Origin of the sequence: Rhizobium sp. SEMIA4064 (assembly GCF_003025035.1) — a bacterium.
GTDB classification, from domain to species: Bacteria; Pseudomonadota; Alphaproteobacteria; order Rhizobiales; family Rhizobiaceae; genus Rhizobium; species Rhizobium paranaense.
In genome coordinates this window covers 399023-423009 of sequence record NZ_PYJN01000013.1, presented here as the reverse complement: position 1 = coordinate 423009, position 23987 = coordinate 399023, and the positions used below count along the sequence as shown (strand labels likewise).

Below are 23987 nucleotides of genomic sequence, written 5' to 3'. Positions count from 1 at the left end.
TACGGCCGGTTTTCGTTTGAACGGGTGGCCAAGGCCGTCTGCTGCGGATAAAAGAAAAATCAAAGCAGAGGAGCCTTCCCTTCATGAAGATCGCCACCTGGAACATCAACGGCGTCAAGGCGCGTATCGAGAACCTATGCCAGTGGCTGAAGGACTCCGATCCGGACATCGTTTGCCTGCAGGAGATCAAGACAGTCGACGAAGGATTTCCGCGCTTCGAGATCGAGGCGCTCGGCTATCACGTCGAAACGCATGGCCAGAAGGGCTTCAACGGCGTCGCGATCCTGTCCAAGATGAAGCCCGACGAAGTGACCCGTGGCTTGCCCGGCGACGAGGCCGACGAACAGTCCCGCTTCATCGAAGCGGTGTTTTCCGTGCCGGAACATGGCGCGTTTCGCGTCTGCTGCCTGTATCTGCCGAACGGCAATCCCATCGATACGGAAAAATATCCCTATAAGCTCGCCTGGATGGAGCGCCTGCGGAAATTCGCAGTCAGCCGCCTGGCACTGGAGGAGCCAACAATCCTCGCCGGCGACTATAACGTCATTCCGGAACCGCATGATTGTTTCGATCCCAAGGTCTGGGAAAACGATGCGCTGTTCCTGCCGCAAACCCGGCAGGCTTTTCGACAGCTCGAACATCTCGGCTTCACCGATGCGGTGCGCGCCACAACGGATGAGATCAAGCTCTATTCCTTTTGGGATTACCAGGCCGGCGCCTGGCCGAAGAACAACGGCATTCGCATCGATCACCTGATGCTATCGCCGGAAGCGGCCGATCGCCTGACCTCGGCTGCAATCGAAAAGCATGTGCGCGCCTGGGAAAAGCCGTCGGACCACGTTCCCGTCATCGCGCACTTCGATTTCTAGAGCAATTCCAGGAAAAGTGCGAAGCGGTTTTCCGCCTGGAATGCGTAAAAACAAAGAGATAGAGCGGGAAAGCGATTCCGTTAAACGCTGAACCGCTCTAGGCCTGAAATCGGAGATTATTCGGCGCCGGCGACATCCAGTTGATGCGCCATGGACACGGCGACGCGACGGTCATCCTCGTTGGCGATCGAGAAGGCCTGCTCCTGCAGGTCCTGCATCCACGTACAATCCTTCGGCTTGCACTTGTCGAGCGCCGCCGTCATGAAGGCGAGGCCACGCACGGACTGGCCCTCCTGGAAGAGAATATTGCCGAAGACGGCCATTGCGCCGGGATGGCCGCTCTTACGGGCCTGGTTCAGCCACTTCTTGGCCTGCTGCACATTGGCTGCGCCGCCCTCACCCGCCAGCATCATCTGCGCAAGCTGGAACTGCGCCTCCGGAACGCCAAAGGTCGATGCGACCTGGAAATAGAGCTGGCGTGCCTGATTGAGATCGATCTTGACCGGGCTGTTGGCAATGCCGGTCTTGTAATAGTTGGCGAGTGCGAGCAGCGCGTTGATGAAGAAGCCGGTATCTTCGGAGCCGGGCTCCACACCCTGCTGGGCGATCTCGCTATAGATCTTGAAGGCCTCGAAATTGTCCTGGGTCACGCCATCCCCGTCGGCATACATATTGGCGAGCGCCCAACGCGAGCCAGTGTGGCCCTTCTCGGCGGCGTAACGATAGGCTTCGACCGCCTCTTCCTTCTGGCCGTTCTTGTAGGCCCGGAAGCCGAACTTGAAGAGATCGAAAGGCCCCGATTCCTTGGTGACACCCGCATTGATGTCGAATGCCAGGGCCTGGCCTGCGAGCGCCACCGAAGTGGCAAGCGACAGGCTGAGCATCATCATTCTCGCTGATATGAACTCGGACTTAAACATAACAGTCGATTTCTTTCGCTCCATTCGCATCCGCAACGGTGATCCCACCTGCACCGTAAGGCCTGCGAATGTATTCCCTACCGGCACGTAAACCAGCGAGATCCCCATTTAAGGAAGTCTGCAGGGTACCAGCCCAACACCGTTCGCCACATTTCCGAGCGTAGTCTGAAATTATGTCCAAACGAGCATCCACGCTGGCACGATCACATTTCGCTCTTGAAGCAGCCCGCCGCTTTACTGTCGAAAAAGAGAGACTTGCGATCGAACGAGTTCTTGATTCCTTCGGGAAATAATGCGTTTCCGGCGGCATCGTGAACGCCGTCGTTCCGATCCCGGATTGCTCTTTTTCCTGAGGTGTAAACTGACCCATCAACCGTTTACGCACTTTCCACTAAGGCTTGCCCCTTTGCCCGCATAATCGGTGCTCCCCATTTGTGGCGGGAAATGGACAAATTGGGCGCCGGATACACGCCCGTAATCTGTTGAAATAAAGTGTTGCCGATTCGTCACAAAGAGTTTGCCGATCTTGAGGTTTCGTTAACCACGAAACGGTAGGCGGGACGATTTTGCGGGTCGTCTTTGAGAATGGCTGAGCGCTGAAGCTGGTATTAAAACGCCGCGAGACCGAAAAGGGCTCGCGGCGCGGGAATCGCTGGAAGCGGCGAGGATCAACCCTCGGAACTTGCTTCAGCTCAATGGTTTAGGCTCAGAATCTGACCTTCATCGACGTCGACAGCGCAGCGACCAAATCGTTGCCGAAGCTATAGGTCGCATCATCGCCATAGGTGATGCCGTTGGAGGTGATTTCGCCGGATTTGCCGCTGGTCAGCAGGCCCAGCGCGCCGGCGAAGGTGAACTCGACATGCTCGGTGGGTTTGTAGGAAACGCCGGCGCCGAGCGTCCAGGTGTCCGAGCTCAGGCCGTAACCCTGGCTGGTGCCACGATCCCAGCTCAAGCTGAGCGCGCCGCTCCATTGGTCATTGAACTTGTGGCCGATACCGCCGGTGATCGTCCAGCCGTCCTGATAGAGCAGATCGAGTGAGGTGAGCTCAGTCGCACCACCCGTATGGCAGGATATGCCCCGCGTCGAGGTCGGGCAAAGCGCGATGCTCTGCAGAACGCTCCAGTTGGTCCATTTGACCGAACCGAATGCCAGCCAGTCCGGCGCGATGCCGGTCTGCACCTTCCATTCCAGCGAGTCCGGCGCATCGGCTGAACCGAAGACAGAGGTGGATTTGCCGAAGAACGCACGGACGGGCGGCAGTTCCGTCAGATCGACGGTGCCCTTGAGGTTATCGTATTTGACCCGGCTGTTATAAACGAGGCTGGTACGGAGGGCGTATTCCGGGATCTCATAAGCGAGACCGGCGCGCCAGCCCCAGCCATGGCCATCGACATCCAGCGAGCCGACACCATCATAGACAGCGGAAAACGGAGCAGGAACGACGGAAACCAGACGGGACTTGAAGCCGCTGACTTCCTGATAGAAGCCGCCGCCGATCAGGCGCAATTGACCCGGACCGGCATCGAACTTGTAGGAGCACGTCGCCGCGTAATTGTGCGTACGCACCTTGGTTTCGATTTCATTGTTGGCGCCGGCCCAGTTCAAGCCCGGATTTGTATGGGCGCCGAACGGCTCGGAATAATCGGCCATGCAATCGATGTCGTCGGTGATGCCGATCTTGAAGCCGATATAGGGCACGGCGTAATTTTCGGTGGCATCGGCCGAATTCGGGCGGCCATTGAGGTTGCCGTCCGCCGCATTGATGTCCTTTGCATTCTTCAGCTTGCGATCGGGCATTACATAGGTCACGCCGGACTCGAAAACGTAACGCCCCTTATCGAAGAGCAAGTCGATATCGTAGCCAGCACGATCGAGCCCGCCCGCAAAAGCGGCGCTGGCGAATGACGAGCTGATAATGAATGCAAATGCGCCCCTCAGCGCAATACGAAATGCCATTGTGTCTCCCCCACTTGCGTATTCGTTGATCCGATTGTTGCGACGATCACCCGAATTGGCAATGCGGCGCCGGCTATCCACAATGTTGCGACATATTGACTGACTTACGTAAGAAAGTGATCTGCACGCCCAATCACAGCCAAGTTTAGGCATTTTTGCTTCTCTAATGTTTATTAGGGGCCCCAAGTAGATTATTATTCCTCATAGCAACAGTTCTGTTACAATCTGACAACAGTCTTGCTTTTCAAGAAACCCTACCAATTTAGGGGTAACCATTCTTACCTGTGCGAAGCTGGAGCGCCCCAAAAAGCGACGCAATTTTTTTGACGCTTGCCGCCGAATCAGCAGCGCAACAAAAAAGGGCACGCTGCCCTTGGCAGCGTACCCTTAAATCAAGATTGTTACAGGTTCTTCAGCCGGCTTCGCTGACCCTTTCAAGCGCCACTTTGAGGCTCGAAAGCTGGCCTTCGAGTTCGCTCAGGCGCTCGCGTTCGGCGGAGACGATATCCGGATTGGCATTGGCGACGAACTTCTCGTTCGAGAGCTTGCCGACGATGCGGGCAATCTCCTGTTCGTTCTTGGCGATCCCCTTTTCGAGACGTGCCTTTTCGGCAGCGAGGTCGATGAGACTGCCGAGCGGCAGGCAGGCGGTGGCTTCGCCGACGACGATCTGGGCTGCGCCCTTCGGTGCTGTGTCGGAAAGCGAAATCGCCTCGACACGCGCCAGCCGCTTGATCGCCGCGTCGTGGCGGAACAGCCGCTCCCGCGTCAGGCTATTGGCGCCAACGAGCACCAGCGGCGCGGTGGCGGCGGGCGGCACGTTCATTTCCGAGCGTACGGAGCGCAAACCTGAAACGAGATCGATCAGCCAGTTGATCTCATCGGCGGCGACATCGTCGGCATAGGACGGTGCCGGCCAATCGGCATGGCAGATCAGGCCATCGCGTTCCCTGCCTTCGCCTGCCGTATGCGCCCACAGCTCTTCCGTCATGAAGGGCATGAAGGGATGCAGCAGCTTGTAGGTTTCTTCGAGAACGTAGGCGGCGCAGGATTGTGCTTCCGACTTGGCGTTCTCATCGTCACCATTGAACACAGGTTTCAGCAGTTCAAGATACCAGTCGCAGAACTGATTCCAGATGAAGCGATAAAGCGAACCGGCGGCATCGTTGAAGCGATAGGCTTCCAACGCTTCGGTAACGTCCCGCTCGGTGCGGGCCAGTTCCGTCAGGATCCAGCGATTGATGGTGAGCTCGGCGGCTTCCGGCACGAAATGCGGATCGCTCTTGGCACCGTTCATCTCGGCGAAGCGCGTGGCGTTCCACAGCTTGGTGCCGAAATTGCGGTAACCGGCGATACGGGCCGGATCGAGCTTCACGTCGCGGCCCTGCGCCGCCATGATCGCCAGCGTAAAGCGCAGCGAATCGGCGCCATACTGGTCGATGAGTTCGAGCGGATCGATGACGTTGCCCTTGGATTTCGACATCTTCTGCCCGTTCTTGTCGCGCACCAGGGCGTGAACATAGACCGTGCTGAACGGCTCGACGGGGTCGCCGTTTTCGTCTTCCATGAAATGCAGGCCCATCATCATCATGCGGGCGACCCAGAAGAAGATGATATCGAAGCCGGTGACGAGAACATTCGTCGGATAGTAGCGCGCAAGCTCCGGCGTCTTGTCCGGCCAGCCGAGCGTCGAGAACGGCCAGAGTGCCGAGGAGAACCATGTATCGAGCACGTCTTCGTCGCGCGTCAGGATTTCGCCCGGCTTGAAGTTCTCCAGCAGGTCCTCGACATAGGCCTTCATCGGCCCTTCATGCGACAGATAGTGCTGGATAGCAGCCTGCAGCGCCTCTTCCTCTGTCTTTTCGACGAACACCTGACCATCCGGGCCATACCATGCCGGGATCTGATGCCCCCACCAGAGCTGGCGGGAAATGCACCAGGGCTGAATGTTCTCCATCCAATCGTAATAGGTCTTGTCCCAGCTCTTCGGGACGAGCTTGGTACGCCCTTCGCGAACGGAGGCGATCGCCGGTTCGGCAAGCGTCTTGGCATCGACATACCATTGTTCGGTCAAGCGCGGTTCGATCGGAACGCCACCACGGTCGCCATGCGGAATGGTGTGCTTGTGCGGCTCGATCTTGTCGAGCAGGCCGGCCTCTTCGAAGATGCGGACAATGATCTTGCGGGCTTCGAAACGATCCTTGCCTTCAAGCTCATCCCAGGCACCATGTAGTGCTGCCGGATTGTCGAGACCTTCGAGGAAATCCTCGTTGTCCTTGATGGTGACGCGGGCATCCGGCGTCAAGATGTTGACGACGCGAAGGCCGCGACGCTTGCCGACGTCGAAGTCGTTGAAATCATGCGCGGGCGTCATCTTGACGGCGCCCGTGCCTGCGGTCGGATCCGGATATTCGTCGGCAACGATCGGGATGCTCCGGCCGACGATCGGCAGGATAACGTGCTTGCCGACGATTGCCTTGTAACGCTCGTCACTCGGATGAACGGCTATGCCGGTATCGCCGAGCATGGTCTCCGGGCGGGTGGTGGCGACGACGAGATAGTCGCGCGTCTCCCATTCCGTCGGCTTGCCTTCTTCATTGAAAGCGATGGGATGCTGATAGGTAACGCCTTCTTCGAGCGGATAGCGCAGATGCCAGAGATAGCCGTTGACCTCATGCTGCTCGACTTCGATATCCGAAATCGCCGTCAGCATTTTCGGATCCCAGTTGACCAGCCGCTTGTCGCGATAGATCAGGCCTTCCTTGTAAAGCGTGACGAAGACTTCAAGAACTGCCTTTGACAGGCCCTCGTCCATGGTGAAGCGTTCGCGCGACCAGTCACAGGAGGCCCCGAGGCGCTTCAACTGGTTGAAGATCAAACCGCCCGATTCCGCCTTCCATTCCCAGACCTTTTCGATGAAGGCGTCACGACCCATGTCGCGGCGGCCCGGCTGCTGCCTCTCCATCAACTGGCGCTCGACGACCATCTGCGTAGCGATGCCGGCATGGTCCATGCCCGGCTGCCAGAGCACATCCTTGCCCCGCATGCGCTCGAACCGCACCATGATGTCCTGCAGCGTGTTGTTCAGCGCATGGCCCATATGCAGCGAACCGGTGACGTTCGGAGGCGGAATGACAATCGCGAAGGTTTCCGCACCTGGCTTCGCGTTCGCACCGGCGCGAAAGGCGTCGGCATCATCCCATTTCTGGGCGATTTTCGGTTCGACGGCGGCGGAATCATAAGTTTTGTCGAGCATTTGGGGACCGGATCTGGAGGGTTCGGTGATGCGGGTTGTAAATAGGATGGTCGCGGGCAAGTCAATAAAAAAGCCGCCCCGGAAGCCGGAGCGGCGGATCGTCTAACCCGAGCTCAGACTGTCAACGGCGCGGGCCGCGGGCCACTCGTTCGATTTCTTCGCGCACGAGACGCTCGACGAGAGTCGGCAGATTGTCGTCGAGCCATTCCTGCAGCATCGGCCGCAGCATTTCCTGGGCGATCTCGTCAAGCGAACGGCGCTCGCTGCCATCGATGGCGGCTGTCAGCTCGCCAAAGGAACGGGCAACCTGCGCACCGGCTGCTTCCGACATCAGCGAGGATGTAAGCTCAGCCTGCACTTGCGGGAGGTACCGATCAGCGGCTGCGGTAGACGGCGCCTGCTGCGGCTGAGTGAAAACCGGCATCTCGACGGGAGCGGGAGCGACCGCAGCCTTCGGCTCTTCCATCGGTTCAGGCTGTGGTTCAACCTTGGCTGGGGATACCATCACTTCGGCGAGAAGAGCGGCTGCAGGCGGGGTTACGACCGGCACCGGCGCTTCGGCGATCGCGCTGCGCAAAGGAACCTCGGCGACCGGTTCGACACGCGCCTCAGCAAGACGCGCGGCCATGGCCGGCGGCAATTCGCGCAGTTGCGGCGCTTCGCGTGCCGAATTCAGTTGTGCGGCATTGCGCTCGGAAGCGGCGCGAACGCGGGCGGCGACATCGGCGAGTGACAGGGTGCGGGCAGATGATTCCGGCTCGCGCGCCGGAGCCTGTGAGTTGGCGGCGACGAAACGCGGATCGGGGGCAGCAGCGGCGGCCGGTGGTACATCATCTATATCAACAGCAGCAAATTGGTCGTCGACCGTGAGGTGGATATCGTCATCCTGCTCATCGTCGGCAACGGTGTAAACAGCAGGCAGGGACGGCGAAATGGACTTACCGGCGCCGGGCTCGTTGCTTTCGATGATCCGGCGGATCGACGCCAGAATCTCTTCCATGGACGGTTCACGCACTACACTTGGCTGAGCCATATTCATCCCCGTTTTCCCAAACAACGACCCGAATCCTGCCAAAGCAGCGCCCGAATCAGGGCCAGCGTAGAATACTAGCCTTGGGAAAAAAATCACCGCGACAGCACTAAGCCATCTGATGCACAGTTTTGTTACGGTGGCTGCGAATCACCTGATATTGTGGACTTATCCACCGACAATGCCCAACGAAAAACGGGCGCCCGAAGCGCCCGTCTCAATGGAACAGTTCAGCGGCGTAACCGGTCAGAACACGAATTCCTTGGCCTTGGCAAAGCCCGGCAGCGGCTTGACCGAGGCGTTGAAGAAGACGTTTTCGGAAAGAGCGCCACGCTCGCGCCTGAAGACCGTGGCGCGCGCAGCATGGCCATAACCGAGGACGACAATCAACCGGCCGCCTTCGCCAAGCTGATCAAGAAGCACCTGCCGCACCTCTTGGACCGAGCCATTGACGAAAATCACGTCATACGAACCGCTGCCCGCATAGCCCTTTTCCAGCTCGCCGGTGACAACCGTCACATTTGCCTGGCCGAGCGCGGCGAGATTGGCCTTGGCCTCAGCGGCCAGCGCCTCATCGGATTCGAGCGCGACGACCGTACCGGCGAGGATCGACAGGAGTGCCGCGACGTAACCCGTGCCGCAGCCGACGTCGAGAACCTTATCTTCCTTGGTGATTTCACCGAGCTGCAGAAGCTTTGCCAGCGGCGAGGCTTCCATCAGGAAGCGCGCCGGCTTGCCCGAAGCTGCGGGGCTCACCTCAATGTCATTATCGATATAGGCGAGAAGCTTCGACTTCTCCGGCACGAAATTCTCGCGCGCTACCGTCAGAAACGCATTCAACACGGAATGGGAGGTGACATCCGTCGTGCGGATCTGGTTCTCGACCATTTTCACGCGTGCTGCTTCGAAATCCATCATATCCTCTCGCGCCCAAAGGCAAAGCCGGGGTTGCTGCTATGCTCAGCGTGTCTTAATCGCGTGCGGCTGCGCTTTCAAGGCATCGTAGCAACGGGCGCAGAGATTCATGATAATACGTCGCGGCGCGACAACAGCCGCTCCCCTTATCGCGTAAGGTCAAACCGCTTTCTTTGGACGGCGCCAATCGATCGATTGTCGCCGGTGCATCAAGCTCAATAGAAGGGAATTTGGAGGCCTCGCCCGGAATCGAACCGGGATTCAAGGATTTGCAGTCCTCTGCGTAACCACTCCGCCACGAGGCCATCCGATTTATAAAGGCGAGTGATGGCGGGCGTTTAGAACGAATCTTATTGGAGCGCAAGACCTATCGAGGCTGATGATCAAATAACTTGATTTCCAGCCCTCGCCGGCCGGCAAGGCGCCGCCAAACCTTAACGATTTATTAGCGCCAACTAAGCCTTTGAGGGCGACCATTTGGCGGATTGCGTCATTTTTGCAACAAGATTTTTTTTCGAGTAGGGCACGAATAGTTCGCCTCTCTTAGTATCTTGTCAAATCAGCGAGACGGGTTCAGGAAATAGTTCGCGAGGCTTATTACTTCGCACCTACTGATAGGGAACATGAACGGGATGGGGTTGGGCACGTCGACTTTTCGGCGCGATATCTCATGCCCAATCACGAACAGATTGGAGTTATTATGAACATCAAGAGCCTTCTTCTCGGCTCCGCTGCCGCGCTTGCAGCAGCATCCGGCGCTCACGCAGCCGACGCCATCGTCGCCGCTGAGCCGGAGCCGCTCGAATACGTTCGCATCTGCGACGCCTATGGTGCAGGCTACTTCTTCATCCCTGGTACCGAAACCTGCCTCAAGATCGGCGGCAAGGTTCGTACCGAAGGTGAGTGGTACAATGCTTACAACCGTGACAGCAAGCAGGGCACGCTGTGGCACACCCGTGCAGAGCTGAACGTCGACACCGCGACGGACACCGAATACGGCCCGTTGAAGACCGAAACCATCGTTCGTTGGGACTGGAACGACGGCAACTCCACCAGCACCAACCTGCTGTGGTCCTACATCAGCCTCGGTGGCTTCACCGTTGGTAAGAAAGACTCGGCCTACAACCTCTACATCGGTTACGCCGGCGACGTCATCAACGACGACGTGATCTATGATGGTCCGTACGAACTCAACCAGATTACCTACAACTACGATGCCGGCAACGGCTTCACGGCTGTCGTCTCGGTCGAAGACTCCAACTCCAGCGGCTCGGGCGCTTCCTACGGCGCAAGCTGGTGGACGGATGACAAGGCCAACCACTACGCTCCGGACGTTGTGGCCGGCGCTGGCTACAAGGCTGGTGCATGGTCCTTCAAGGTTGTCGGCGGTTATGATTCGATCGTCGAAGAAGGCGCTATCAAGGCTCGTGTCGATGCAGACTTCGGTGCCTTCTCGGCCTTCTTGATGGGCGGCTGGAACACCGATGGCGACAAGCTCAACAAGTATGCCGGCACCAACCAGGATATCTCTGCTTGCACGGCGCCGAACGGCACCGTGAACGAATCCAAGTGCGGTTGGGGTGACTGGGCTGTTTGGGGTGGCGTAGGCGTTCCGATCAACGAAAAGCTGAAGTGGAACGTACAGCTCGCCTACACCGACTCGAAGATCTTCGAAGCAACCTCGAACCTCAAGTTCAATCCGGTCAAGGATCTGCTGATCGAGCCGGAAGTGACCTACGTTCACTATGATTATGCCAAGGACGATACCGTCTCCGGCATTCTCCGCTTCGAGCGCAACTTCTGACCTGATCTGAATTGACCTCCGATCAGAGAAGAGAGGGGCCCAGCTTTCCCTGCTGGGCCCCTTTTCTATGTCGACCGCCTCCCGACTTTATATCGCCTCGGTCTCACCCTGCCCCTCACCGGCACAGCGGACCATGCCGCTATCGGCAGACGGCAATTGCCTCAAATCTCGCAGTTGTCCTCGTATCACACGTTGCAATCGCCACTCACATCAACCTTAAAGGGGAACATTTGCCCTCATCGCGGCGTTAAGCCGTCAAAGGGACAATTGGTCCAACACAGGAGTCGGTGATTTGATACATTTTGCTTCGATGGCCTTGGCCGCCTCACTTGCCATGGGAACAGTATTGGCGGCCGCGCTTCCAGCAACGGCAATGCCGTTGACAAATTCGCCCTCGCCCAGCGTTTCCGGCGTCATTCTGGTTCAGGAGCACGGATCCCGACGAAACCAGGATTGGTATGGGGGACGTCGATATTATTGGCGTGATCATCATTATGATCACCGCTACTGGCGCGACAGCCGCTGGGATCGCCGCCACTATTGGGATGATGATGATGACTGGCGCTACCGTCGTTACCACCATCGCCACGGAGGCATCTATTTCGAAATCCGCTAATCCCTAGCGGCGGATTCTTCTGCTCATACCCTAAAAACATTCCGGCCGTTGCCGACGAAATATTCGGCAACGGCCGGGCCTATTTTGGCCGCGACAAAGGTCAGCGGCTCGAAGCTGCTACCGGATCAATGGCAGACGCGTTCCTTGCGGACAACCCAATGGCCATGAACGTGATGCCGTACGGTCTTCACGACGCAATGATGGTGATGATGATGGTCATCGACATGCACAACTGTGGCCGCTTCAGACTGCGTGCTGATGCCAACGAAGGAAGCCAGGGCAACGGCGGAAGCAAGAATCAGGTTTTTCATTTCGAACCTCTAAAGCATTTGGGGGAATATGCTGCGCGATAGCGCACAACGTTCATGCGCCCACCCAGATTAACGATACATGAATGCATCCTCACATTTTCGAGAGCAGCCGGATGTGACGGGTGAGTGTGTCAGAACGCCGTGTATAGCGCCCGCGTCATGCCTTCGATACGCTCGCGATCGAGCGGTTTTCCGACGCGTCGCCAACAAGGCTAGAGGTCGCAGTCATCCAAATCCTGTGAGAGCCGAATCCAGCCAGATGGATCGACCCATGGCGGCGTTGGAGGATCTTGCGAAGCGCGCTCCTCGCCGCGCGAATGCCAGTCGGTGTGAGTGAAATGGCCGGAAATGAAAAAGCCACATTCCCCGCTAGGTGAATGTGGCTCTTAGAAACTGGCTCCCCGGGCCGGATTCGAACCGGCGACCTGTCGATTAACAGTCGAATGCTCTACCGCTGAGCTACCAGGGAATACCGCTTGGCGCGGTGTGAGCGGGGTAATACAAATGCTTTCCCGATTTGCCAAGCGGTTTTTTCAAAAAAATCCATTTCCCTTGTATTATTTCGTCGCCTTACCATTTCCTGTGGATGACCGATCAAGGCAGAACCAGAGAAAAGACCGATCGCAACGGCAACGGAAAGACGCGGCGTTTCGGGATAGATCATACCACATATGAGCTTGTCATTGGCTCCCTTCGTATTCCGCTTCCGCGATCGAGACTTGCCCGTCTTGGCGTCGGCCTGGCGTTGATCTTCGGCGGATGTCTTGGCTTCCTGCCGGTCCTCGGCTTCTGGATGTTGCCGCTGGGCTTCGTGGTGTTGTCCCATGATCTGCCGCTCGTGCGGCGCTGGCGACGGCGCCTTGCGGTATGGTGGACAAGACGGCGGCGCCCCGCGGATTGATGTCACCTATCTGGCGGCCAAAGCCCTTGCGGGATTGCCGATCACGGTCGTGCCCGCATCGACATTCCTGGTGACGACCGCGCCTGCCCCGACGATCGCGCCATCGCCGATCGTCACGCCGCCTAGGATGATGGCGCCGCCACCGATCCAGACATCCCTGCCGATCTCAACCGGCCGCGCGATTTCCAGTCCTGTGCGTCGCTGCGTCGGATCCTTGTGGTGTTCGGCACAATATATATGAACGCCCGGCCCCAGCATACTGCCCTCGCCGATGCGCACCGGAGCGGTATCGAGAATGGTGCAGCCGGCATTCAAATAGACGCGCGGGCCGAGCGAGATGTTCATGCCATAGGCGCAATGAAAGGGCGCTTCGATGAACACGCGGTCGGCCACACCGGCAAAAAGCATGGACAGCGCCGGGCCGATACCGCCGCGCTGGCCGGGCGGCATGGTGTTATGCTGATGCACAGCCTCCCGAGCAAGCACGCGCAGGGCATCGAGTTCCGCATCGAAGCAGCAATACCATTCCCCCGCCGCCATTTTTTGCCGCTCGCTTAGGCCCATTGATTCCCTCCCCGACGCCTTCGTCACGATGTGGGGAGATCATGCACACGATCCGTGCGGGCGACAAGAAGAGCTCATGGGCCAGTTCAAGCCCTTCAATATCCTGCAATCAGGAGCGCCAAGGGGCCAAGCGCCATCAAGGTAAGCGCCGCCATGATCAGCAGCAGTTCCCTCATTATATATCGTTCCATCCTGATGAGGCGCGGGGATCGACGACCCATGCACGACTCCTCCCCATGCCAAAATATTAGGCGCACCTTATTCTATGCTTAAAGCGCCGTCTCCTACTCCAAAAGAATTAATCCGCGATAGCCCTTTAAAAGCGTTAGCAAAGGCGCAAAACTGCCTGTGGCTGCGAGATTTTCACCCACAACAAACTGTCACACAGCTTGTCTATAACGCCGCTGCCGCGGACTTGCGCAAGGCCACCGGATCCGGGCTTTCAAAAGGAAATAGGGATATGTCCAAATTTTATAACTGCATTTCGGCGGCTGCCGCCGGTGTCATGAGCTTAGCGCTGGCCCTGCCGGCTGCTGCTGCTCCGATCAAGTTCGATTTCTGGTTCGGCCTGTCCGGCGATCTGGAGCGTGTCGTTCAGACCCTGTGCACGAACTTCAACAATTCGCAGAAGGACTATGAAGTTTCCTGCGTCGGCCAGGGCAATTACGACGCCGCTCTGCAGAACACCATTGCCGCCTTCCGCGCTGGCAAGCAGCCGGCAATCGTGCAGGTTTATGACGTCGGCACGGCAACCATGATGCTCTCCGGCGCCTATTATCCGGTCGGCAAGCTGATGTCGGAAAACGGCTACAAGGTTAACTGGGACGACTATTTCCCGGGCATCGCCCGCTACTACGCCACCTCGAAGGGCGAACTGCTTTCCTTCCCGTTCAACTCCTCGACCGCCCTGCTCTACTGGAACAAGGACGCCTTCGCCAAGATCGGCAAGACCGCCGCTCCGAAGACCTGGGAAGAAGCCGCCGACGATATGAAGGCGCTGAAGGGCGCTGGCTATGATTGCCCGATGGCTATCAACATCTCCGGCAACGAAAGCTGGCAGTTGATGGAACAGTTCTCGGCCATCCACAGCGAGCCGGTCGCTACCCAGAACAACGGCTATGATGGCCTCGATGCCCGCCTGACCGTCAACAAGACCAAGTTCGTCAAGTACGTCACCGACCTCAAGAGCTGGTACGATGCCGGCCTCATCAAGATCAAGTCCAAGGATCTCGGCCAGGATATGGTTCAGGCCTTTGCAGCGGGCGATTGCCAGATGATCATGACCTCGGTCGGCGACCATGGCACCGTCGGCAAGACGCAGAAGGCCGGCATGAACTGGGATGTTGCCGAACTTCCGGTCTACGCTGGCACCGAGCGCAAGAATTCGCTCGTCGGTGGCGCTTCGCTTTGGGTTCTCTCCGGCAAGTCGGCTGACGAATACAAGGGCGCAGCAGCGTTCCTCGACTTCATCGGCAAGCCTGAAACCGCACTCTTCTGGTCGACCAACACCGGCTACATCCCGGTCAGAAAGTCGGGCTTCGATTTCATGAAGTCCAACGGCTTCTACGACAAGGCTCCGTATAAGGGCCGCGAAGTCGCGATCGCCAGCCTGACCGCTTCTGAGCCGACCCCGATCACCCGTGGCGTCCGCCTCGGCAACTTCACGCAGATCCGCGCCGAATTCGGCAACCAGATGCAGGCCATCTTTGCCAACAAGGTCAGCGTCCAGGAAGGTATCGACAACCTCGTCAAGAACGGCAATGCTGTTCTCGATCGCTTCGAAGCTACCTACAAGGGCAAGCAACTGCCGTAAGCAGTTAGCGCAGAAATAGACGACGTCCGTCGGGAAATCCCGGCGGACGTTCGTTATGACCGCAATTGGCACTAGAGTATCCGCTTTCGGTTGGTTTCATCTGAAACGGACGAGATGTTCTCGATTCAAACGGTAGAGCGTCCTTTATGCGTTCAGATGACCGCGCGGCGCTCAGGGGTCCAAGCCGGAAGAAGCAATGGAAAAGCGTACGACTTTCAGCAAGTGGAGCGTTGGCATCCTGTTCGCAGTGCCGCAGCTCCTCCTCATCTTCACCTTCTTCTATTGGCCGGCTGGCCAGGCGATCTTCTGGTCGCTGACGCTGCAGCAACCTTGGGGCGGCGGCAATATCTGGGTCGGGCTCGACAACTTCAAATCGATTCTCGCCAGTGCCGATTACTGGAACTCGGTGACGATCAGCATCATCTTCGCGGCAATCAGCACCAGCATTTCCATGGGCGTCGCGCTGATACTGGCCGCTCTCACAGATCGGCAGCTCCGTGGCTCGAAGTTCTACAGCGTCGTGCTCATCTGGCCTTACGGCATCGCGGCGCCTGCTTCGGCAATGGCCTTCCGTTTCATCCTGGCACCGGAAGCCGGTTTCATGTCCATCGTCAACCACTATTGGCCGGGCCTCTGGGACCCGGGCCTCAACGGTGCGGACGCCATGGCCACCATCATTATCGCCTTCTCGTGGAAATATATCGGCTACAGCTTCATCTTCTTCCTCGCCGCCTTCCAGGCCATTCCGCGCTCGTTGATCGAAGCAGCGGCGATGGATGGCTCCGGCGTGCTCCGGCGCTTCTGGGACATTCAGTTCCCGCTGATCACGCCGACGATCTTCTTCCTGCTGGTGATCAACATCACCGAGAGCTTCCAGGATTCCTTCGGCATCGTCGACATCATGACCGCAGGCGGCCCGCACAACTCAACCAATCTCATGGTCTACAAGATCTATTCCGACGGCTTCAAAGGCCTCGATTTTTCCGGCGCGGCGGCACAAAGTATCATTCTGATGCTGCTGATCATCGTGCTCACCGTCTTCCAGTTCCGCTTCATCGAGCGGCGCGTGCATTACCGTTGAGGCTGACATGGTCGAGCGCACACCTATTCTCAATTTCTTCACCCATCTGATCCTGTTCATCGGTTTCGTGGCGGCTGCGGGACCGATAGCCATCGTGGCGATCGCCGCATCCCACAATATGACCGACGTCAATCAGGTACCAATGTCGCTGATTCCTGGCACAGAATTCTGGGCTAACATAACGACGGCATGGACCACGGCCAATCTCGGCCCCAAGCTGCTGAACAGCTTGATCTTCGCCACCGGCGTGGCCGCAGGCAAAGTGATCGTTTCGGCGCTCACCGCATTTTCGCTTGTCTATTTCCGGTATCCCGGCCGCCATTTCATCTTCTGGCTGGTCTTCATAACGCTGATGCTGCCGCTCGAAGTGCGTATCGTGCCGACCTATGCGGTCATAGCGAACGTTCTGTCGCCCTACCAGGGGCTTCTCGACATCACTGGCCTTACCTGGCTCATCGAGAAGGTTACAGACATTCAGGTCTCTCTGGATCTGGGGCTGCTTAACTCCTCTCTCGGCTTGATCCTGCCGCTGGTCGCCACGGCGACCGGTACTTTCCTCTATCGTCAATTCTTCCTGACGATACCGGACGAACTGACGGAAGCCGCGCGCATGGACGGCGCCGGATCGCTGCGCTTCTTCTTCGATATCCTGTTGCCGCTGTCGCGCACCAATATGGCTGCGCTCGGCACCATCATGTTCCTCTGGGCCTGGAATCAATATCTGTGGCCGCTGCTCATCACCACCGATCCGGCGCATGGGACCGCGGTGACCGAGCTCAAGCAGCTCATCCCGAACGTCGGCGGCCTTCCCGAATGGCACATCGCCATGGCTGGCACGCTGATCGTCATGATCCCGCCGCTCCTCGTCGTCGTTCTGATGCAGCGCTGGTTCGTTCGCGGTCTCATCGCCACCGAAAAGTGATCGGATTGCCTGCCGCGTTTCCTGAGGGAATGCGGCGGCTTCCAGTACCCCGCCTATTGCTGAGAGCACCGTGTGTTCATTTGAACGCACGGTGCTTTCGTTTTAGAATCCAGAGATATTGTCCGATTGGATGATTTAATCTGAAAGCGGGATGTTCCGGGCAGCAAAAAGCCCGGAAATCGGTAGGGATTTCCGGGCGCTCTTGCTGAAAATTGATGTCTGAAAATTAGTTTGCGGCAACCTTGAGAGGTGTGACCGAGGCAATGGTGTCGAGCCGCAGGCCGGTGTCCTGGGCGAAGAGATGCGTATGCTGCTGGGCAAGCTCCAGGCCGACGGCGTCACCCGTTTGCCCGGTGGTATGATCGGCGACGGCAACGGCGAAGCTGGAGCCGTTGATATCGCAGTGAATGACGCGGCCAGCGCCGAGTTCTTCGACGAAATCCACCGTGGCGGGAACGGCGCCCGGCGTGCCGGCCGGCACGAGACGCGCATGTTCCGGGCGGATGCCGAGCGTGACCGGCAGGCCGGCGTGGCGCTTGCCGATGTTGGCGTCGATGGCGATCGGCAGGCCATCAAAGATAAATTGCTCGCCGTTCGCCGAGAAGGAGCCTTCGAGGAAATTCATTGCCGGCGAACCGATGAAGGAACCGACGAAACGGGTGCGCGGCGTGTTGTAGACCTCAAGCGGCGTGCCGACCTGCTCGACATTGCCCTTGTACATGACCACCAGCTTGTCAGCGAGCGTCATCGCCTCGACCTGATCGTGGGTGACGAAAACCGAGGTGGCCGACAGGCGCTTGTGCAGGCGGCGGATTTCGACACGCATCTGCACGCGCAGCTTGGCGTCGAGGTTGGAGAGCGGTTCGTCGAAGAGGAAAACCTTCGGTTCGCGGATGATGGCGCGGCCCATGGCGACGCGCTGGCGCTGACCGCCCGAAAGCTCGGATGGCTTGCGGGCCAGGAAATCTTCCAGGCCGACAATGCGGGCCGTTTCCTTGATGCGACGCTCACGTTCGGCGCGCGGCACGCCGGCCACCTTGAGCGCGTAGCCCATGTTGGCGGCGACATCCATGTGCGGATAAAGCGCGTAGTTCTGGAAGACCATGGCGCAACCGCGCTCGCGCGGCTCGAGTTGATTGACGACCTTGCCGTCAATAATAATTTCGCCCGAGGTAATATCCTCAAGGCCGGCGATCATGCGCATCAGGGTGGACTTGCCGCAGCCGGAAGGGCCGAGAATGACGACGAACTCCCCGGAGCGGAAGGTCAGATCGACGCCGTGCACGACCTGATTGCGTCCATAGGCCTTGCGAACTTGCTCGATCCGGATTTCCGCCATGTTATTCTTCCCCGCCTATTTAATTCTGGGTCGTCAATCGCGTGGACTGCTAGCGAATTTGCATTACAGAACAGTGACAAGCATCCTCTATATCACAAGCCGCATCCAGATTTCCTCACGAGAGTTGCGGGTACTATTTCCCGATGAAACGCGCATGGGTGGAACTATTTTGCGACCGACATCATATACTGGTTCCGGCAGCGACAAATCCTGCGAAGAAACAACGGGCGGTCGGCTGGCCAGGCCATGACGACATCGAAGAAAGAGCCGGCAGCTTTGGCGGCACGGCTGGATGCATAATCGCGTCCGCATGATCACGGCCTCGTTCCTGATCAAGGATCTGCTGATCGACTGGCGCGAGGGGGAGTCCTGGTTTCGCGATACGCTCGTCGATGCCGATCCGGCGGCCAATACTGCAAACTGGCAATGGGTGGCGGGCTCAGGCGCCGATGCCTCGCCCTTCTTCCGCATCTTCAATCCGGTGCTGCAGGGCGAGAAATTCGATCCGGATGGTGGCTATATCAGGACCTTCGTGCCGGAGCTGGCAGCTCTCGACAGCAAATACATCCATCGGCCATTCGAGGCGCCGGATACGGTGCTGAAGCGTGCGGGCATAGAACTCGGCAGGGACTTTCCCCGGCCGATCGTCGATCACACCGCGGCGCGGCAGCGTGCGCTCGATGCACACGCATCACTGAAGAAGGATGATTAAGCGCTATTCGGCCGGATGCGGCGTTACGCGCGGCCCGACCGACTGGTGCTTATGGCCGCTGCCGAGAAAATATCGCAGCACCCGGAAATAGAGGCTGTAGGGCAGAAACTTCAAAAGCTTTGCCCGATAGACCAAGCCCTTCGGGAAGCTGATGTCGAAGGCCGGCGATTTCAATCCGGCTGCGATCGTGTCCGCAGCCTGCTGCGCCGATACCACGTCCGGCATCTCGAACTTGTTCTGTGCGGTCAATGGCGTATCGACATAACCGGGGGTGACGAGCTGGATGTGAATGCCCATCCGTTCCAGCTCGAACTTCAGGCTTTCGGCCATGTTGATCAGCGCAGCCTTGCTGGCGCCGTAAGCAGCGCCACCGGGCAGGCCGCCATAACCAGCCACCGAAGACACAAGGGCAACCTGCCCGTATCCCCTGGAGCGCATATGCCGGACCGCAGGAACGAGGCAGTTGACGACACCGTGGAGATTGACGGCAAAGCTTCGTTCGAACACCTCGTGATTGAGGTCCTCGCCCCGCGCCGGCAGATAGATGCCAGCATTCAGAACCGCCAGGGCGACGGGGCCGTGCTGATATTCGATGGCGGCAACGGTGTGCTCCATATCTTCAGCGCTGGTAACATCGCCGTCGAGCACGACGATGCTGCCGGCAAGCGCGCTTGCCTCGGCCTGCAACTCAAGAAGCTTTTCATGACTGCGAGCCGTAACGGCGACTTTATATCCTTCTTCGGCCAGTTTCAGCGCGAGCGCGCGGCCCATACCGGAACTGGCGCCGGTAATCCAGACGACTCCGTGTTCGGGGCGTGCGATGAACGGGCTCATGGCTCTTCTCCTTGGCTGGCGGTCGCTTACATCAGACACTTATTCGCGGCCGTCCGTGGCATTTTAGAGATAGCGCATCATTGTGGCCGCTTTCGGCCGGATTAAGGGCCCGATATGGAAAACAATGTCACCAATTGGAGACACGCGGACCGGATCGAAGATTGCGGCCAATGAGGTCGCCAAGTCGAATTTTGCGGCACGAACAAATAGCGAGGAACAGAATTTCTTGCCTATGCCGCCTTGTGAAGGGAAAAGACCGTTCTTACAGTAGTCCCGAACAGAAGGCAGAGATTCCATGACCGTCCATCCCTCCGTCCTAGAAGCGATCGGCAACACGCCACTGATCAAACTCAAGGGTGCCTCCGAGGCGACGGGCTCGACCATCCTCGGCAAGGCGGAGTTCCTGAACCCCGGCCAGTCGGTCAAGGATCGCGCCGCGCTCTACATCATCCGCGATGCCGAAAAGAAAGGCCTGCTGAAGCCCGGCGGCGTCATCGTCGAGGGGACTGCGGGCAATACCGGCATCGGCTTGACGGTGGTCGCCAAGGCGTTGGGCTACCGCACCGTCATCGTCATTCCGGAAACACAGAGCCAGGAAAAGAAGGACGCGCTGAAGCTGCTCGGCGCCGAGCTGGTGGAAGTGCCGGCCGTTCCCTACAAAAACCCCAACAACTACGTGAAGGTTTCCGGCCGGCTTGCGGCGGAATTGGCGAAGACTGAGCCGAACGGCGCGATCTGGGCGAACCAGTTCGACAACGTCGCCAATCGCCAGGCGCATATTGAAACGACCGCCAAGGAAATCTGGGCTGACACCAACGGCAAGGTCGACGGCTTCATCTGCTCGGTCGGCTCCGGCGGCACGTTGGCGGGCGTCGCCATGGGTCTGCATGGTTTCAACAAGGACATCAAGATCGGCATCGCCGATCCGGAAGGGGCGGCACTTTACGAATTCTACAAGAACGGCGAGCTGAAATCCTCCGGCTCTTCGATCACCGAGGGTATCGGCCAGGGCCGCGTAACTGCAAACCTGGAAGGTTTTACGCCTGATTTCGCCTATCAGATCACCGATGCCGAAGCCCTGCCCTATGTCTTCGATCTGGTCGAACACGAAGGTCTCTGCCTCGGCGGCTCGACGGCCATCAACATTGCCGGCGCCGTGCGCCTTGCCAGGGATCTCGGCCCCGGCCATACGATCGTGACTATCCTCTGCGACTATGGCAATCGCTATCAGTCCAAGCTTTTCAATCCGGACTTCCTGAGATCGAAGGGTCTGCCGCTGCCGGCATATCTGACGACGACTTCCAATATTCCTATTCCTTACGAAAACCTGGCGTGATTTTATGTCGGTGAATGCCCTTTATCGTGACGATTTCTATCTCTCGACTGCTGAGGCTGTCGTAACCGCAATTCACGAGGATGGGGGCATAGAGCTCGATCAAACCTGCTTCTACGCGACCTCCGGCGGACAGCCGGGGGACACCGGTTTCTTCGAGCGCGCCGACGGTTCCAAAATCGTGCTTGGCCAGACCAAGCACGGGGCGACGAAGGATATCATCATCCATGTGCCGCAGGAGGGCGCAGCGCCGCCTGCCCTCGGCGAGAAGCTGGTGCTGCATGTCGACTGGCCGCGCCGCTACCGGCTGATGCGTATGCACACCGCTTGCCATCTGCTCTCGGTTGTCTGCCAATATCCGATCACGGGTGCGGCGGTCGGCGAGGATGAAAGCCGCGTCGATTTCGACATGAGCGAGACGATCGACAAGGACGAGGTGACGGCGAAGATGATGGCGCTCGTCAGCGAGAACCATCCCGTTTTCGTCCAGTGGATCACGGATGAGGAGCTTGCAGCCAATCCGGGTATCGTCAAGTCGAAGAATGTGCGCCCGCCGATCGGACTCGGCCGCGTCAGCCTTGTCTGCATCGGCGAGAACTCCGCCATTGACAGCCAGCCCTGCGGCGGCACACATGTGTCGGAGACGCAGGAAGTCGGGGCAATCTATATCGCCAAGATCGAGAAGAAGGGCAGGGAGAACCGCCGCTTCCGCATCCGTTTCGGCACGCCCACCGACGACGCCTAAGCCGGCGGTTTCTGGAACAATAAGGCCCGATATAAATCAGGGAGAGATCATCATGACAGCGGAGAAGAGCCGTTTCGTCGTATCCGCCGATTGGCTGCAGAGCGAACTGGGCGCCAAGGATCTGCGTATCCTCGACGCATCCTTCTATCTGCCGGCGCAGAAGCGCGATGCCAATGCCGAATATGCCAGCGGTCATATTCCCGGCACCATCCGCTTCGATCAGGACAAGATCGCCGATCACTCTACCGGCCTGCCGCATATGGTGCCTTCGCCGGAAGTCTTCGCAGCCGAGGTCGGCAAGCTCGGCATCAGCGAGACCGATCGCATCGTGGTCTATGATGGCCCCGGCATCTTCGCATCACCGCGTGTCTGGTGGCTATTTCATGTCGTCATGGGCGCTGCGAATGTCTTCGTGCTCGACGGCGGCCTGGATGGCTGGAAGGCCGAAGGGCGACCGCTGGAAATCGCCCTGCCCGCATATGCACCGGCCACCTTCAAGCCGAATTTCAATGCGGCCCGCATTGTCCCCTTCGATGAGATGCGCGAGGTCGTCGACAGCGGCTCGCTGCAGATCGCCGATGCCCGCAGCGCCGGCCGTTTCGCGGCCACCGAGCCGGAACCGCGCGAAGGCATGCGCTCCGGTCACATGCCGGGCGCAAAAAGCCTGCCGTCCGGCAGCTTCGCGGTGAACGGCAAGTTCAAATCCCTGCCGGAACTGCGCGAAACGATCGAGAAGGCCGGTATCGATCTTGAAAAGCCTGTCGTGACCACCTGCGGCTCCGGAATCACCGCCGCCATCATAACGCTGGCGCTGGAATCGCTCGGCCATGGCGCCAACCGGCTCTATGACGGCTCCTGGTCGGAATGGGGCAGCCGGCCGGACACGCGTATCGTCACTGGCAAAGACTGAGCGGCACCGTCCCCGTGAAAACCCCATCGTCGCTCAAAGTCCATATCACCCGGCTGGAAATGACCGCGCCGCCCAAGGCGAGCCTGCCTGTGCCCGTCAACATCCAGACGGCAATCATGCGCTCGCCCGGCATTCCCCTGCCCTTCTACCGCTATCTCTATCGCCAGGTCGGCGCGCGCTGGCATTGGGTCGACCGGCTTCGCATGCACGACGAGGAGCTGACGGCAGTTTTGCACGACCAGCGCAACGACATCAGCGTACTCTATGTTAACGGCGCTCCGGCCGGCTTCTTCGAATATTTCCGTGAGGATGAGGAGACGATCGAGCTCAGCCATTTCGGCCTGATCGAGCACGCTCTCGGTCTCGGCATCGGCAAATGGTTCCTGTTGCAGGCGCTCTACGCCATGTGGACGCTGAGCCCGCAACGCATCACCGCGACCACCAACAATCTCGACCATCCGCGGGCGCTTCAGCTCTATCAGATGTTCGGCTTTTCCCCCGTCTCGACCGGCGAAGGCATCGTAAGGCCGCTGAGCGACAAGGAATTGCTGGAGCTGGCAAGGAAAAGCTAGCCGCAGGAATCGGGTGGCTTCTCCTGCCGTCGCGGCGCATCACATGACAAATCGTAAAAAGGAGATTTGTCATGCCCTCCATTGCCTTTGCCGCCATGCCCACGTCGGATGCCGAAACCCTCTGGAATGGTGGCACGGATTCCTATGGTCACCTACCAGAGACAACGATCTCGGACGGCCCGGGCCATCCCTGCCGCCATTGCCTGCGGAATATCGATGCCGGCGAAGAGCTTTTTGTTTTCGCCTATCGGCCGTTTCCAGAGTTGCAGCCCTATGCCGAGACCGGGCCGGTTTTCCTGCATAAAGCGCCTTGCCGGCGTTATGAGGCCGAGGAAATCCTGCCGCCCGTACTGACCACCAGCCCGGATTTCATTGTGCGGGGCTATGGCGAAAACAACCGCATCGTCTACGGCACCGGCGCCGTGACACCGACCGATGACATCAAAGCCTATGCTGCCGACCTCCTGAGCCGCGAAGGCATCGCTTATGTGCATGTCCGCTCGGCGCGCAACAATTGCTATCAGTGCCGGATCGATCGGGCGTAGTAGCTCAATGGAAAGAAGCGCCGGCATGTAAAATG

The 23987-nt window shown here is 58.7% G+C and carries 21 protein-coding genes, 2 tRNA genes and 1 pseudogene; 13 read left to right on the top strand and 11 right to left on the bottom strand.

Translation table 11 applies throughout. The features are described from left to right. The first annotated feature begins 83 nt into the window (after positions 1 to 83). The gene (xth, locus tag C9E91_RS08615; RefSeq protein ID WP_107107876.1) at positions 84 to 869 is read left to right on the top strand and encodes an exodeoxyribonuclease III; all 786 of its coding nucleotides are present in this window, start codon (positions 84 to 86) and stop codon (positions 867 to 869) included. A 116-nt stretch (positions 870 to 985) separates the two neighbouring features. Here the strand turns inward: xth and exoR are convergent, their stop codons facing one another. The 6 genes from exoR to C9E91_RS08585 form a co-directional block, all read right to left on the bottom strand. Further along, positions 986 to 1789 carry an exopolysaccharide production regulator ExoR gene (gene exoR / locus C9E91_RS08610; RefSeq protein ID WP_107107875.1) on the bottom strand — a complete coding sequence of 268 codons (804 nt, stop codon included), beginning with the start codon at positions 1787 to 1789 and terminating at the stop codon, positions 986 to 988. A gap of 706 nt (positions 1790 to 2495) precedes the next feature. Beyond that, positions 2496 to 3749 carry an OmpP1/FadL family transporter gene (locus C9E91_RS08605; protein ID WP_107107874.1) on the bottom strand — a complete coding sequence of 418 codons (1254 nt, stop codon included), beginning with the start codon at positions 3747 to 3749 and terminating at the stop codon, positions 2496 to 2498. Positions 3750 to 4161: 412 nt separating this feature from the next. After that, positions 4162 to 7005 (bottom strand): valine--tRNA ligase, encoded by a 2844-nt coding sequence (locus C9E91_RS08600; protein WP_107107873.1) that lies wholly within the window; start codon positions 7003 to 7005, stop codon positions 4162 to 4164. A gap of 121 nt (positions 7006 to 7126) precedes the next feature. Further along, complete coding sequence (locus C9E91_RS08595) at positions 7127 to 8038, bottom strand: DUF2497 domain-containing protein (protein ID WP_107108133.1); 912 nt, start codon at positions 8036 to 8038, stop codon at positions 7127 to 7129. A gap of 243 nt (positions 8039 to 8281) precedes the next feature. Continuing rightward, positions 8282 to 8953, bottom strand: a complete 672-nt coding sequence (locus C9E91_RS08590) for a protein-L-isoaspartate O-methyltransferase family protein (protein WP_181316042.1) — start codon at positions 8951 to 8953, stop codon at positions 8282 to 8284. A gap of 228 nt (positions 8954 to 9181) precedes the next feature. Continuing rightward, positions 9182 to 9255, bottom strand: a tRNA-Cys gene (locus C9E91_RS08585). Positions 9256 to 9650: 395 nt separating this feature from the next. On the opposite strand from C9E91_RS08585, the gene C9E91_RS08580 reads away from it, so the two are divergent. Continuing rightward, the gene (locus C9E91_RS08580; protein ID WP_107107871.1) at positions 9651 to 10754 is read left to right on the top strand and encodes a porin; all 1104 of its coding nucleotides are present in this window, start codon (positions 9651 to 9653) and stop codon (positions 10752 to 10754) included. A 373-nt stretch (positions 10755 to 11127) separates the two neighbouring features. Further along, positions 11128 to 11370 (top strand): hypothetical protein, encoded by a 243-nt coding sequence (locus C9E91_RS08575; protein ID WP_245407454.1) that lies wholly within the window; start codon positions 11128 to 11130, stop codon positions 11368 to 11370. A gap of 125 nt (positions 11371 to 11495) precedes the next feature. On the opposite strand, the gene C9E91_RS08570 is transcribed toward C9E91_RS08575, so the two are convergent. Further along, entirely contained in the window at positions 11496 to 11681 is a 186-nt protein-coding gene (locus C9E91_RS08570) for a hypothetical protein (RefSeq protein ID WP_107107869.1), read from the bottom strand. A gap of 394 nt (positions 11682 to 12075) precedes the next feature. Then, positions 12076 to 12150 (bottom strand) — tRNA-Asn (locus C9E91_RS08565). Between the two features lie 117 nt (positions 12151 to 12267). On the opposite strand from C9E91_RS08565, the gene C9E91_RS19970 reads away from it, so the two are divergent. Then, a complete protein-coding gene (locus tag C9E91_RS19970; RefSeq protein WP_107107868.1) occupies positions 12268 to 12582 on the top strand; it encodes a hypothetical protein in 315 nt (104 codons plus the stop codon). Between the two features lie 6 nt (positions 12583 to 12588). Here the strand turns inward: C9E91_RS19970 and C9E91_RS08555 are convergent, their stop codons facing one another. Then, a complete protein-coding gene (locus C9E91_RS08555; RefSeq protein ID WP_107107867.1) occupies positions 12589 to 13146 on the bottom strand; it encodes a sugar O-acetyltransferase in 558 nt (185 codons plus the stop codon). Between the two features lie 460 nt (positions 13147 to 13606). Here C9E91_RS08555 and C9E91_RS08550 point away from each other — a divergent pair, with 460 nt between their 5' ends. The 3 genes from C9E91_RS08550 to C9E91_RS08540 all read left to right on the top strand — a co-directional run bounded on the left by C9E91_RS08550 (position 13607) and on the right by C9E91_RS08540 (position 16962). Next, positions 13607 to 14959: an extracellular solute-binding protein gene (locus tag C9E91_RS08550; protein WP_107107866.1), complete on the top strand. Its 1353-nt coding sequence runs from the start codon at positions 13607 to 13609 to the stop codon at positions 14957 to 14959. A 196-nt stretch (positions 14960 to 15155) separates the two neighbouring features. Continuing rightward, a complete protein-coding gene (locus tag C9E91_RS08545) occupies positions 15156 to 16040 on the top strand; it encodes an ABC transporter permease subunit (RefSeq protein ID WP_107107865.1) in 885 nt (294 codons plus the stop codon). A gap of 7 nt (positions 16041 to 16047) precedes the next feature. Further along, positions 16048 to 16962: an ABC transporter permease subunit gene (locus C9E91_RS08540; RefSeq protein ID WP_107107864.1), complete on the top strand. Its 915-nt coding sequence runs from the start codon at positions 16048 to 16050 to the stop codon at positions 16960 to 16962. Positions 16963 to 17188: 226 nt separating this feature from the next. Here C9E91_RS08540 and C9E91_RS08535 read toward each other — a convergent pair whose 3' ends face one another. Next, the gene (locus C9E91_RS08535; RefSeq protein ID WP_107107863.1) at positions 17189 to 18301 is read right to left on the bottom strand and encodes a sn-glycerol-3-phosphate import ATP-binding protein UgpC; all 1113 of its coding nucleotides are present in this window, start codon (positions 18299 to 18301) and stop codon (positions 17189 to 17191) included. 268 nt (positions 18302 to 18569) lie between these two features. On the opposite strand from C9E91_RS08535, the pseudogene C9E91_RS08530 reads away from it, so the two are divergent. Then, a pseudogene (locus tag C9E91_RS08530) lies at positions 18570 to 19013 on the top strand (FAD-binding domain-containing protein); the annotation flags it as partial. 3 nt (positions 19014 to 19016) lie between these two features. Here C9E91_RS08530 and C9E91_RS08525 read toward each other — a convergent pair. Next, positions 19017 to 19847, bottom strand: coding sequence for an SDR family NAD(P)-dependent oxidoreductase (locus C9E91_RS08525; protein ID WP_107107862.1), 831 nt, complete (start codon positions 19845 to 19847; stop codon positions 19017 to 19019). Positions 19848 to 20142: 295 nt separating this feature from the next. Here C9E91_RS08525 and C9E91_RS08520 point away from each other — a divergent pair, with 295 nt between their 5' ends. From C9E91_RS08520 to C9E91_RS08500, 5 genes are all read left to right on the top strand, one after another. Next, the gene (locus tag C9E91_RS08520) at positions 20143 to 21183 is read left to right on the top strand and encodes a cysteine synthase A (RefSeq protein WP_107107861.1); all 1041 of its coding nucleotides are present in this window, start codon (positions 20143 to 20145) and stop codon (positions 21181 to 21183) included. Between the two features lie 4 nt (positions 21184 to 21187). Then, positions 21188 to 21925 (top strand): alanyl-tRNA editing protein, encoded by a 738-nt coding sequence (locus C9E91_RS08515; protein ID WP_107107860.1) that lies wholly within the window; start codon positions 21188 to 21190, stop codon positions 21923 to 21925. 52 nt (positions 21926 to 21977) lie between these two features. After that, complete coding sequence (sseA, locus tag C9E91_RS08510) at positions 21978 to 22835, top strand: 3-mercaptopyruvate sulfurtransferase (protein ID WP_107107859.1); 858 nt, start codon at positions 21978 to 21980, stop codon at positions 22833 to 22835. A 59-nt stretch (positions 22836 to 22894) separates the two neighbouring features. Further along, complete coding sequence (locus tag C9E91_RS08505) at positions 22895 to 23407, top strand: GNAT family N-acetyltransferase (RefSeq protein WP_107108132.1); 513 nt, start codon at positions 22895 to 22897, stop codon at positions 23405 to 23407. A gap of 71 nt (positions 23408 to 23478) precedes the next feature. Next, positions 23479 to 23952, top strand: a complete 474-nt coding sequence (locus C9E91_RS08500) for a DUF1203 domain-containing protein (protein WP_107107858.1) — start codon at positions 23479 to 23481, stop codon at positions 23950 to 23952. Positions 23953 to 23987 lie beyond the last annotated feature (35 nt).